This is a genomic window from Kitasatospora sp. NPDC002522 (genome assembly GCF_053595195.1).
In genome coordinates this window covers 1-12,124 of the sequence record NZ_JBSFXE010000080.1, presented here as the reverse complement: position 1 = coordinate 12,124, position 12,124 = coordinate 1, and the positions used below count along the sequence as shown (strand labels likewise).

Below are 12,124 nucleotides of genomic sequence, written 5' to 3'. Positions count from 1 at the left end.
CCGGAGGACCGGGCGGCCATTCCTTCCGAGCCATCGAGGGCAACGCGCCATCAGCCATACCCGGTCCTCCCGGACCGCCTCACATTCTTAGGGAAACGAGCCATGAGCGTCATCGTCATCGCCTATACCACCCTGGACGGAGTCGTCACCGACCCGGACGGCTCCGCGGGCACGCCGCTGGGCGGCTGGATGTTCCGGTACGGGCCGGAGGCCGTCACCGGCGACAAGTTCCGCCTCGGCCGCACCCTGGACGAGGGCGTCCTGCTTCTCGGCCGCGGCACCTGGCAGCACTTCTCCCAGCTGTGGCCCACCCGCGACGACGCCTTCTCGCTGCGGATGAACGCCGCCGCCAAGCTGGTCGCCTCCCGCACCCTCCCCGACGCCTCCGGCTGGGCCAACTCCCGCCTCCTCGAAGGCGACCTGATCGACGCGGTCAAGCGGGAGGAGCGCGACGTGATCGTCACCGGCAGCCTCGACATCGTCGAGCAGCTGATGGCCGCCGACCTGGTCGACGAGTACCGCCTGATCACGTTCCCCGCCGTCCTCGGCGCCGGCCGCCGCCTCTTCCCCGCCGAAGGCCCTCACCTCGACCTCGAACGCACCATCGCCGAACCGGTCGGCGCCGCCCTCTACACCGTCCACCGCCGCGCCATCTGACACCACGTCACCAAACGGGGGCGCCGGTCCACACGGGGGGACCGGCGCCCGAACGCGCTTGAACGTCGGAGGCGCGGTGGGCACTCTTGGCACATGACCGAGAGAATCGAGACCCCCGGCCGTCGGTGAGCGAGCCGACCGGGACGCGACACCCCGGACCTGACACGCCGCTGTTCGAGCTGGGGCGGCGAACACCTGACGATCCGTTGCTTCGCCCTGCCGTGCGCCGCCGACGGAGCGCGGGACGGGCGCCGTCGACACCCGAGGAAAGACACCAGGCGGCCGCCGAGATCGCCCGGCTTCTCGACCGGCACTTCGCCGAGGCGACCGCCGAGCCGAGCGAGCTGTTCGGCCTGGCCGCGGACCGCTACCTGGCGACCTTCTCGATACAGGGCCCGTCCTTCGGCGACTACCCGCACACGACCGCCGTGCTGGACACCCAGCTGAGCTGGCTCGCCCGGCTGGGACCGTCGGTCGAACGCTTCCGCTCCGCCGCGTACCTTGCCGCCACCTTGAGCAACGGGGCGCAGTGGGAGCCATGGCGTGCCCAGTGTGAGGGCCTGCTGGCCCTGCTCGACCGGGACGACTGGGTTGCCGCCGCCCGATCCGCGTTGCGGGCCGGCGACCCCCGGATCCGGCAACTGGCCGAATTCTCTTCCTACCGGCGGTGGTTCCGCGCCCTTCGCGACGCCTAGCTGCCGCCGGCCAGGCCGCCCGGGAGGCGGAGGGCCGCCGGCTCGGGGTCGGTGGGGGCGGTCGGGCGCGTGCACCGGGCGATCCACGGCGTCCCCCGGGTGCGTGGGCCGGGCTGCCGGGTGGGGGAGGGGCGGGCACGCTGGGGGTGTACGCGAGGAGAGGGGTGACGGGATGCGGCCGATACTCGTGACGGGCGGGACGGGGAAGCTGGGGCACGCGGTGGTGCGCGGGTTGCTGTCCCGGGGCCATCCGGTGCGGGTGCTGAGCCGCAGCGCGCACACGCCGGGGGAGCACGGCTGGGCGGTCGGGGACCTGGTGACCGGCCGGGGAGTGGACGCGGCGATAGCGGGGTGCCGGGCGGTGGTGCACTGCGCGACCACCAACGGGAAGCAGGACGTGACGGCGACCCGCCGGCTGGTCGAGGCGGCGCGCACGGCGCAGGTCACCCACCTGCTGTACGTGTCGATCGTCGGGGTGGACCGGGTGCCGCTCGGCTACTACCGGGCGAAGGCGGAGGCCGAGCGGCTGGTCGCGGAGTCCGGCCTGGGCTGGACGGTGCTGCGGGCCACCCAGTTCCACGACCTGCTGCTGCGGATGTTCGACGGCCTGTCGAAGGCGCCGGTGGTGGTGCTGCCGCGCGGCCTGGCCTTCCAGCCGGTGGACGTCCGGGACGTCGCGGAGCGCCTGGTGGAGCTGGCCGAGGCCGGGCCGTCGGGCCGGGCGGCGGACTTCGGCGGTCCGCAGGTGCGAGTGGTGGAGGAGCTGGCGGCGGCGTACCTGGCGGCGCGCGGCCGGCGCCGTCCGGTGCTGCGGCTGCCGGTGGGCGGGCGCAGCATGCGGGCGCTGCGGGCGGGCGGGAACCTGGCGCCGGAGCACCGGGCGGGGCGGATCACCTTCGACGAGGTGCTGGTGGAGCGCTTCGGGGCTTGAACACACCGACGGGTTGTCAACCAGGGTTGACGCGACTCACTCTGTCAACCTATGTTGACAACATGAGCGAGACGAAGCAGCTCGCGGCGGACGCGAGCAGCGGCGACCCGGCTATCGGCCTGCGGGCCGTGCGGGCGCTGCGCGACCTGGCCGACCGCCTGGAGGAGCTCCAGGTCGGCAATGCCCGGGGCCAGGGCTGGTCCTGGCACGAGATCGCGGTCTGCCTGGGGGTCAGCAGGCAGGCCGTGCACAAGAAGTACGCGCGTCGGACGGCGGAGAAGGGCGGGGACTGACATGTTCGAACGGTTCAGTGACGCGGCGCGGCGCACGGTGGAGCTGTCCCGCGCCGAAGCGGAGCGGATGCACCACGAGTACATCGGCACCGAGCACCTGCTGCTCGGCCTGCTGAACCAGCCGCAGGACCCGGCCGCCCGGGTGCTGGCCCGGTTCGGGCTGGACCTGGCGGGCGGGCGCAGCGCGGTGGCCCGGCTGCTGGGCGCGCCGGACGACGCGCAGGACGGCATGGCGCTGGCCGCGATCGGCGTCGACCTGGCGGCGGTGCGCGAGGCGGTGGAGGCGACCTTCGGCCCGGGCGCGCTGGACGCCCCCGCGCCGGCCGCGCGACGCTCGCGCCGGGGCGGGCCGCGCTTCACCGACCGGGCGAAGAAGGTGCTGGAGCTGTCCCTGCGCGCGGCCGTCGGCCAGGGGGTCCGCCGGATCGAGGCCGGACACCTGCTGCTCGGGACGGTCCGGGAGGGCGGCGGCCTGGCGGTGCGGGTGCTCCGGGAGAGCGGCGTGGACCTCGCCGACCTCGAGCGGGAGGTGGAAAGGGTACTGGTCTAGCGCGTGGCGGCGGCGGTCGAGGCACGGTGCGATTACAACTGGGGCGCTGGCCGATGAAGGTCGAACGCGCTCCTTGGCGTGGGGTAACCGGTGGGTTAACGTCTTTGAGCCAGCGATCGCTGGGTACAGATCCACATCTCCGGTACAGCGCAGTGTTTCTGTCTTACTGCTGGCATGCCCATGCCCTGGCTAGGAGGACCGCTTTGACCACCCCTGTGACCACTGGACGCCGTCGGCTGTTGGCCGTACCGGCCGTTCTGGCACTGGCCCTGACCGCCGCCTGCTCCAACAGCTCCTCGGACGGCGGCGGCTCCGGCTCCTCCGCCGCCGCGCTCACCGGGGACTGCGCCAAGTACCAGGCGTACGCCGGCCACTCCGGGACCAAGGTCACCATGTACGCCTCGATCCTGTCGCCCGAGTCGGACTCGCTGGAGAAGTCCTGGGCCGACTTCAGCGCCTGTACCGGCATCAAGATCGTCTACGAGGGCTCCAACGACTTCGAGTCGCAGCTCCCGGTCCGGGTGGCCGGCGGCAACGCGCCCGACTTCGCGATCATCCCGCAGCCCGGACTGCTGGCCCAGATGGTGAAGTCCGGCAAGGTGGTCAAGCCGCCGCAGCAGACGGTCGACAACGAGAACAAGTGGTCGCCGGTCTGGAAGAGCTACGGCTCGGTCAACGGCACCTTCTACGCCGCGCCGATGAGCGCCAACATGAAGTCGCTGGTCTGGTACTCGCCCAAGGCGTTCAAGGCCGCCGGGCTGGAGGTCCCGAAGACCTGGGCCGACCTGATGGCGCTCAGCGGCAAGGTCGCGCAGGCGGGCGCGATGAAGCCGTGGTGCGGCGGCATCGGCTCCGGCACCGCGACCGGCTGGCCGGCCACCGACTGGCTGGAGGAGGTCGTGCTCGGCTCGTACGGCGGCGACGTCTACGACCAGTGGGTCAGCCACCAGGTGAAGTTCTCCGACGACAAGATCACCGGCGCGATGAAGACGGTCGCCGACTGGATGCAGAACCCGGCCTGGGTGAACGGCGGCTTCGGCGACGTGAAGTCGATCGCCACCACCACCTTCCAGGACGCCGGCACGCCGATCCTCAGCGGCAAGTGCGCGATGCTGCAGCAGGCCTCCTTCTACCGCGCCCAGTGGCCCAAGGGCACCAGCATCGGCCCGGACGGCGACGTCTTCGCCTTCCACCTGCCGGCGGTGAACGCGCAGGTCAGCAACCCGGTCGAGGGTGGCGGCGAGTTCCTGGCGGCGTTCTCCGACCGGCCCGAGGTGCAGGCCGTGCAGAACTACCTGTCCAGCTCCGAGTGGGCGAGCAGCCGGGTGAAGGTCTCGCAGGGCTGGGTCTCCGCCAACCAGGGCGTGGACAAGAGCCTGTACACCGACCCGATCGACAAGCTCTCCGCCGAGGCGCTCACCGACCCGGCCGCGACCTTCCGGTTCGACGCCTCCGACCTGATGCCGGCCGCGGTCGGCTCGGGCGCCGAGTGGAAGGCACTGACCGCCTGGTTCGCCGAGGGGCAGACCATCCAGAAGACGGCGGGCGACATCGACGCGGCCTGGCCGCAGTAACGCCCACCGTCGGGCAGCGCGGGACCACCCGCCCGCGCTGCCCCTCTCCATGCCTTGAGGAAGGACCCTCCGTATGCCCACCGAATCCCGGCTGGCCGGACCGGCGCTCCAGCTCGCCGACTCGGCGTGGACGGACGCGGCGATCAAGTTCGGCAACAGCGCAGGCGCGATCCTGGCCTTCCTCGGCATCCTGCTGGCCGTCTTCTTCGCGGCCGGCCGCGCCACCGGCCGGTTCGCCCGGCCGCTGGCGATCGTGCTGATGCTCGGCCCGGCGATCGTGCTGCTGCTGGTCGGCCTGGTGGTGCCGCTGCTGCGCACCACCTACCTGAGCTTCTACAACGACGACTCGACGCGCTTCCTCGGTGGGCGCAACTACGGGTGGGCGGCGACCAGTTCGCACATCCACGACGTGCTGCTGACCACCCTGCTGTGGCTGGTGATCGCCCCGGTGGTGGCCACCGGCCTCGGCCTGGTGCTTGCCCTGCTGGTGGACCGGCTGCGCGGGCAGGCGATCTACAAGTCGCTGATCTTCATGCCGATGGCGATCTCGCTGGTCGGCGCCTCGATCATCTTCAAGCTGGTCTACGAGTCCCGCGGGCCCGGCCAGAACCAGGTCGGCCTGCTCAGCCAGCTCGCCGTCGGCCTGGGCTGGAACGACCCGCCGAACTGGATCCTCTCCCAGCCGCTGAACAACTTCCTGCTGATGGCCGTCATGGTCTGGGTGCAGACCGGCTTCGCCATGGTGGTGCTCTCCGCCGCGATCAAGGCCATCCCGGACGAGATCACCGAGGCCGCTCGGCTGGACGGCGCCAAGGGCCTGCGGCTGTTCTGGTTCGTCACCGTGCCGATGATCCGCACCACGCTGATCGTGGTGCTCACCACCATCATGATCATCACGCTGAAGGCCTTCGACATCGTCCGCACCATGACCGGCGGCAACTTCGGCACCCAGGTGCTCGCCAACGAGATGTACGCGCAGAGCTTCGAGCAGTACAACGTCGGCCGCGGCAGTGCCCTCGCCGTGATCCTCTTCCTCGCCGTGGCCCCGCTGGTGGTCTACAACATCGTCCTGCTGCGCAAGGAGCGTGCGACCCGATGAGCTCTCAGCCCGCCGCGCCCGAGCAGGCCCTCGCCGACACGCCGCCCGGCACCCCCGAACTGCCGCCCGCCAAGGCGGTCCGCAAGGTCTTCAGCAGCCCGCTGGCCACCGTCTTCGTGCTGGCCGTGACGGTGCTGTGGACCATCCCCACCGTCGGCCTGCTGGTCACCTCGCTGCGCCCGAAGGAAGACGTCGCCTCCACCGGCTGGTGGGAGGCGTTCGTCCACCCCGACTTCGGGCTGGACAACTACCGCTCGGTGCTCTTCGACAACGGGTTCAACACCTCCGGCGGCCTGCTGCCGTACCTGGTGAACTCGGTGGCGATCGCCGTCCCGGCGACGATCTTCCCGCTGGTGCTGGCGTCGATGGCGGCGTACGCGCTGGCCTGGGTGCGGTTCCGGGGCAGCGACACGGTCTTCTTCGTGATCTTCGCGCTGCAGGTGGTGCCGCTGCAGATGGCGCTGATCCCGCTGCTGCGGCTGTTCTCCGGCGGGGCGCACCTGGGGTCGGTGGCGCTGATCCCGGCGCTCAACCTGAAGGACACCTACGTGCCGGTCTGGCTCGCGCACACCATGTTCGCGCTGCCGCTGGCGATCTTCCTGCTGCACAACTTCATCGCCCAACTGCCGCGGGACCTGATGGAGGCGGCGGTGGTGGACGGCGCCTCGCACTTCAAGATCTTCCGGTCGATCGTGCTCCCGTTGTGCACCCCGGCGCTGGCCTCCTTCGCGATCTTCCAGTTCCTGTGGGTGTGGAACGACCTGCTGGTGGCGCTCACCTTCGCCGGCGGCACCCCGGCGGTCGCGCCGATGACCGCCCGGCTGGCCCAGCTCTCCGGCTCCAACGCCAGCCACTGGGAGCTGCTCACCGCGGGCGCCTTCCTGTCGATGATCATCCCGCTGGCGGTCTTCTTCGCGCTGCAGCGGTACTTCGTCCGCGGCCTGTTGGCCGGGTCCGTCAAGGGCTGACGGAGCGTCACCGGGCCGGTCGGCGACCGGCTACCGGATGGCCGGAAGTTGTGGACCGGATGTGAGGGTTTCGCGGACGCGCCGGGGTCGGAGCCGGTAGGACGGAGGGCGGCAATATCTGCCGTTCATCCGGTCATCCGACCTTGGGGGGTTGGCGTGAAGTTCAGAAAACGGCTCGCCGGGCTGCTCGTGGCCCTGCTCGCCTCGACCGGGCTGATGGCGGTGCCCGCACACGCGGACACCACCGCGGTCCTCGGCAACAACACGGTGGGCAGCGCCACCGACACCGGTGACTCCAACTACATCAACACCTCCCGCTTCGTGACCGGCGCCAGCGGCGGCACCGTCACCAGCGTCAGCGTGTACGTCGGCTCGGTCGGCACCACACCCGGCGACCAGTACCAGGTGGCGGTCTACGGCGACGTGGCCGGCAAGCCCGGCCCGCTGCTCGGCTCCTCCACCTCCGGCACGCTCACCGGGCACGCCTGGAACACCCTGCCGGTGGCCGCGACCCTCGCGCCGAACACGCCGTACTGGCTGGCGTACAACTCCAACGGCGCCTCCGCCGCGGTCAACAACCTGAACTACTCCACCGGCGGCCAGAGCGGCTACTCCACCGGCGGTACGGCGTTCGGGACCTGGCCGACCAGCTTCGGCGCGGTCTCCACCGGTTCGCTGAACTACTCGATCTACGCCACCTACACGCCGTCCGGCGGCAGCGGCGGCCAGCCCGGCAGCGGCCCGGGCAACGAGGGCCCGATCCTGCTGGTCACCGACCCGGCCAACCCGTACAGCTCGTACTACGGCGAACTGCTCAAGGCCGAGGGCCTGAACTACTACAAGCTCGCGGACCTGAGCACCGTCACCTCCGCGATGCTGTCCTCGTACGACGTGGTGCTGCTGGCCGAGAACCAGCTGACGGCCACTCAGGTGTCGATGTTCAGCACCTGGGTGAACGGCGGCGGCAGGCTGGTGGCGATGCGGCCCGACAAGCAGCTCGCACCGCTGCTCGGCCTCACCACCAGCACCGACACGCTGGCCGACGCGTACCTGAAGATCGACACCACCGCGGCGCCGGGCACCGGACTGGTCTCCGACACCATCGGCTACCACGGCACCGCCGACCGCTACACGCTGAACGGCGCGACCGCCGTCGCCACCCTGTACAGCGACGTGTCCGTGGCCACCGCCAACCCGGCGGTCACCCTGCGCACCGCCGGATCCGGTCAGGCCGCGGCGTTCACCTTCGACCTCGCCAAGTCCGTCGTGCAGACCCGCCAGGGCAACATCGCCTGGGGCGGCCAGCAGCGCGACAACGTGGACGGCATCGAGGCCAGCGAGATGTTCTTCGGCACCGGCGGCCAGCAGAACTGGAACAACCTCGACAAGGCGCAGATCCCGATCGCCGACGAGCAGCAGCGGCTGCTCGCCAACCTGATCACCACCATGGACTCGGCCAAGAAGCCGCTGCCGCGCTTCTGGTACTTCCCGCGGGACGTCAAGGCCGTCGTGGTGATGACCGGTGACGACCACGGCATCGGCGGTACCCGCGGTCGGTTCGACGGCTTCATCGCGCAGAGCCCGAACGGCTGCAACGTCGCCAACTGGGAGTGCGTGCGCGCCTCGTCGTACATCTACACCGACGACCCGATGACCGACGCCCAGGCCAAGGCCTACTCCGACCAGGGCTTCGAGATCGGCGTGCACGTCACCACCAACTGCCAGCCCTGGGGCACCCCGGCCGACCTGCAGACGATGTACGCCACCCAGCTCGGCGCCTGGAAGGCCAAGTACACCTCGCTGCCCAGCCCGGACAGCACCCGCACGCACTGCGTGGAGTGGGACGACTGGTCCACCCAGGCCAAGACCAAGCTGGCCAACGGCATCCGGCTGGACACCGATTACTACTACTACCCGGCCGCCTTCGTGCAGGACCGGCCCGGCTTCTTCAACGGCACCGGCATGCCGATGAAGTACGCCGACGCCGACGGCACGGTCATCAACGAGTACCAGGCCACCACCGAACTGACCGACGAGTCCGGGCAGTCCATGCCGAGCACCGTCAACACGCTGCTGGACAACGCCTACGGCAGCAAGGGCTACTACGCGGTGGTGACGGCCAACATCCACACCGACTACGCCGCATCCACCTCGTCCGACCAGGTGATCGCCGCCGCCAAGGCGCACGGCACCCCGGTGGTCTCCGGCCGCCAGCTGCTCAACTGGCTGGACGGGCGCAACGGTTCGGCGTTCTCCCAGATGTCCTGGAGCAGCAACGCGCTGAGCTTCAGCATCACCGGCGGCACCAACGGGCTGCGTGCGATGGTCCCGGTGAACTCGGCGGCGGGCACCCTCACCGGCATCAAGCAGGGCACCACCGCGGTCTCCTACCGGATCGAGACCATCCACGGCGTCTCGTACGCGTTCTTCGACGGCAACGTCGGCGCGTACACCGCGACCTACGGCACGGATACCGTCCCGCCGACCGTCACCGGCTCGGTCCCGGCGAACGGCGCCACCGGCGTCGCCGCCACCGCCCCGGTGAAGGCCTCGTTCAGCGAGCCGGTCAACGCCGGCACCGTCAACTCCACCACCGTCACCCTGAAGACCACCAGCGGTGGCACCCCGGTGGCCGGCACCGTCGCACTGGACGCGGCCACCAACACCGTCACCTTCACCCCGAGCGCCGCGCTCGCGCTCAGCACCGGCTACACGCTGACCGTGCAGAACGTGAAGGACCTGGTCGGCAACACCCAGACCGCGGCCTACACCGCGGCCTTCACCACCGCCGGCGCGCCGCCGCAGACCATCGGCAACAGCGCGATCGGCACCCTGCTGGACGACACCGACTCCAACCACCTCAACGGGTCGAAGATCACCACCGGCGCCTCGCCGATCGCCCTGACCTCGCTGAGCGTGCACGTCGGCCAGACCAGCGCCTCGCCCAACAACCAGTTCCAGGTCGCGATCTACAGCGACAACGCGGGTTCGCCGGACGCCCTGCTGGCCACCAGCTCGGCCGGCACGCTGTCCGCCAACTCCTGGGCCAGCGCACCGATCACCTACACCCTGGCGCCCAACACGGCCTACTGGCTGGTCTACAACTCCAACGGCACCAGCTCCACCGTCAACAACATGCACTACAGCTCCGGGCCGGCCGGCTCCGGTGCCTACAGCAACGCCTCGGTCCCGTTCGGCACCTTCCCCGCCAGCTTCGGCCCGGCGGTCAAGGACAACCTGGTCTACTCGCTGTACGGGTCGTACTGATCCTGTCGGCCCGTCCTCAAGGGTCCCGCCGGGGCGGTTTGTGTCACAACTCTGTGACCAAGCCGCCCCGGCGGTCTTTTGAACCTGTTCAGAATTGGCTCCGACCCCCTAGAGTCACGGCACACGACCAGAAGCCGGCTGGCTGAAAGTCGTCGTTGTTCCAGCTTCTGAGGGGGTTTCATGTCGCAACCGACCGGATCCGAAGGGGAACCGCGCCCGGCAGAGACGCCGGCGAGCGCGCCTGCCGGGTCGTCACCGGACGCCGCGGCCGGTGCCGTTCCGCCGACCGCTGCCGGTTCCGCGCCGTCGGCCACTCCCTTCGCTGCTCCGTCCCCCGGTCTGGCGGACCCGTACGCGACGCCGCCGACGCTGAACAAGCCGCCGCAGCAGGCCAACCCGTACCAGCCCTACCAGTACCGGCCGCAGCAGCCGCTGCCCGAACCGGTCTGGTCCCGGCTCAGCAAGGCCCGGCCCGCGGAGCCCGCCCGGCTGCGAGTGGTGGCCGCCGCGCTCGGCTCGGGCCTGGTCAGCGCGCTGCTGCTGGGTGACGGACTCGGCGTCAACCTGCTGCTCTGCGCGCTGGCCGCGGCGGTCGGTGCGGCGCTCACCGCGCTCGGCACCGGACGCCGGCTCCGGCCCTGGCACCTGGCCTTCGGGCTCGCCGCGCTCGCGCTGATCGCGGTCCCGGCGGTCAGCGGCTCCGGTCTGGCGGTCTTCCTGGCGATCGTCGCCGCGATCTGCCTGGCCTCGCTCACCCTGCACGGCGGCACCCGCTGGGCCGGCGTGGCGATGGGCTCGCTCGGACTCTGGGGCCACTTCATCCCCGGCCTCGCCTGGGCCGTGGCGGCGCTGAAGAACCGTCAGTTTCCGGCCAGGAACCGGATGATGCCGGTGGTCAAGGCGGTCGGCGTCTCGCTGCTGCTGCTGATCGTCTTCGGCTGGCTGTTCGCGGGGGCCGACTCCACCGTCGCCGACCTGCTGGACAGCCTGGTCCCGTCGATGGACGCCGGCGAGTTCCCGCTGCGGATGGTGCTCTTCCTCGGCGGCGTGCTGCTCGCCCTCGGCGCCGCACACACCGCCGCCGCCCCGCGCCGCTGGGACCGGATGACCATGCCGGTCGGCAAGGAGCGCGGACGGCTGGAGTGGGCGATGCCCCTGGTGGTGATGAACCTGCTGTTCGGCACCTTCGTGGTGGTGCAGCTGGTGGTGCTGATCGGCGGCTACGGCTCGATCATGGCCCGCACCGGCATGACCCCCGCCGCGTACGCCCGGCAGGGCTTCTGGCAGCTGCTGTGGATCGCCCTGCTCACCCTGGTGGTGGTCGCCCTCGCCAAGTTCTGGGCGCCGCGCGGCAACGACGGCGACCGCCTGCTGGTCAAGGTGCTGCTCGGCCTGCTCTGCACCCTCACCCTGGTCGTGGTCGGCACCGCACTGGTCCGGATGAGCCTGTACATGGACGCCTTCGGCCTCACCCGGCTGCGGGTCAACGTCGCCGCGATGGAGATCTGGCTCGGCGTGGTCTTCCTGCTGGTGCTGTTCGGCTCGGTGCTCGCCAGCCGCCGCTGGCTGCCCCGCGCCGTGGTGCTCAGCGCGGCCGTCGCCCTCGCCGCGTTCGGCCTGGTGCGCACCGACGCCCTGATCGCCGAGCAGAACGTCGCCCGCTTCCACGACTCCGGCAACACCCAGCTGGACGTGGCCTACCTGCGCGGCCTGTCGGTCGACGCGGTGCCCGCACTGGACCAGCTGCCCGACGACTGGCGGACCTGCGCCCTGCAGCCGCTCGCCGCCGACCTCGACGGCGCGGCCGCCCCCTGGTACGCGATCAGCTACAGCGAGGCCCGCGCCCGGCAGATCCTGGACGCGAACCCGGTGCGGAACGACATCGGCGCGGCCTGCCGCCGGGTCGGCCTCACCTACACCTACCGGTACGACGCGCCGTAACGCCGCCCGGCGGGTGCGCGGACGGGGCAGTGAGGTCGCCCCGGACACGCACGGGCGGGGCGATGGGGTCGCCCCGGACACGCGCGGACGGGGCGATGGGGTCGCCCCGGACACGCGCGGAGGGGGTGGTGCGGGCTGCGAGCCCGCAC

General features: G+C 71.0%; 10 protein-coding genes. All 10 read left to right on the top strand.

All coding sequences use genetic code 11. The annotated features are described in order from the left end of the window. Positions 1-102: 102 nt before the first annotated feature. Positions 103-657, top strand: a complete 555-nt coding sequence (locus ACWD4U_RS34115) for a dihydrofolate reductase family protein (RefSeq protein ID WP_363461959.1) — start codon at positions 103-105, stop codon at positions 655-657. 221 nt (positions 658-878) lie between these two features. Continuing rightward, complete coding sequence (locus ACWD4U_RS34110; protein WP_363461958.1) at positions 879-1,352, top strand: hypothetical protein; 474 nt, start codon at positions 879-881, stop codon at positions 1,350-1,352. A gap of 172 nt (positions 1,353-1,524) precedes the next feature. Beyond that, entirely contained in the window at positions 1,525-2,283 is a 759-nt protein-coding gene (locus ACWD4U_RS34105; RefSeq protein WP_363461956.1) for an SDR family oxidoreductase, read from the top strand. 62 nt (positions 2,284-2,345) lie between these two features. After that, positions 2,346-2,576 (top strand): RNA polymerase subunit sigma-70, encoded by a 231-nt coding sequence (locus tag ACWD4U_RS34100; protein WP_363461954.1) that lies wholly within the window; start codon positions 2,346-2,348, stop codon positions 2,574-2,576. 1 nt (position 2,577) lies between these two features. Beyond that, a complete protein-coding gene (locus ACWD4U_RS34095) occupies positions 2,578-3,126 on the top strand; it encodes a Clp protease N-terminal domain-containing protein (RefSeq protein ID WP_363461952.1) in 549 nt (182 codons plus the stop codon). 203 nt (positions 3,127-3,329) lie between these two features. After that, positions 3,330-4,700 carry an ABC transporter substrate-binding protein gene (locus tag ACWD4U_RS34090; RefSeq protein ID WP_363461950.1) on the top strand — a complete coding sequence of 457 codons (1,371 nt, stop codon included), beginning with the start codon at positions 3,330-3,332 and terminating at the stop codon, positions 4,698-4,700. 73 nt (positions 4,701-4,773) lie between these two features. Beyond that, a complete protein-coding gene (locus ACWD4U_RS34085; RefSeq protein ID WP_363461948.1) occupies positions 4,774-5,799 on the top strand; it encodes a carbohydrate ABC transporter permease in 1,026 nt (341 codons plus the stop codon). Next, positions 5,796-6,767, top strand: coding sequence for a carbohydrate ABC transporter permease (locus tag ACWD4U_RS34080; protein WP_363461946.1), 972 nt, complete (start codon positions 5,796-5,798; stop codon positions 6,765-6,767). The genes ACWD4U_RS34085 and ACWD4U_RS34080 overlap by 4 nt, the downstream gene beginning before the upstream one ends. 156 nt (positions 6,768-6,923) lie before the next feature. Then, on the top strand, positions 6,924-10,034 hold the full coding sequence (locus tag ACWD4U_RS34075; RefSeq protein WP_363461945.1) for an Ig-like domain-containing protein: 3,111 nt from the start codon (positions 6,924-6,926) through the stop codon (positions 10,032-10,034). 180 nt (positions 10,035-10,214) lie between these two features. Next, positions 10,215-11,975 (top strand): DUF4153 domain-containing protein, encoded by a 1,761-nt coding sequence (locus ACWD4U_RS34070; RefSeq protein ID WP_363461943.1) that lies wholly within the window; start codon positions 10,215-10,217, stop codon positions 11,973-11,975. The last annotated feature ends 149 nt before the right edge of the window (positions 11,976-12,124 follow it).

Bases quoted from the DNA above. Each gene is read 5' to 3' on its own strand.
- ACWD4U_RS34115 (WP_363461959.1), top strand. From the start codon at position 103: ATGAGCGTCATCGTCATCGCCTATACCACCCTGGACGGAGTCGTCACC.
- ACWD4U_RS34100 (WP_363461954.1), top strand. From the start codon at position 2,346: ATGAGCGAGACGAAGCAGCTCGCGGCGGACGCGAGCAGCGGCGACCCG.
- ACWD4U_RS34105 (WP_363461956.1), top strand. From the start codon at position 1,525: ATGCGGCCGATACTCGTGACGGGCGGGACGGGGAAGCTGGGGCACGCG.
- ACWD4U_RS34080 (WP_363461946.1), top strand. From the start codon at position 5,796: ATGAGCTCTCAGCCCGCCGCGCCCGAGCAGGCCCTCGCCGACACGCCG.
- ACWD4U_RS34085 (WP_363461948.1), top strand. From the start codon at position 4,774: ATGCCCACCGAATCCCGGCTGGCCGGACCGGCGCTCCAGCTCGCCGAC.
- ACWD4U_RS34070 (WP_363461943.1), top strand. From the start codon at position 10,215: ATGTCGCAACCGACCGGATCCGAAGGGGAACCGCGCCCGGCAGAGACG.
- ACWD4U_RS34095 (WP_363461952.1), top strand. From the start codon at position 2,578: ATGTTCGAACGGTTCAGTGACGCGGCGCGGCGCACGGTGGAGCTGTCC.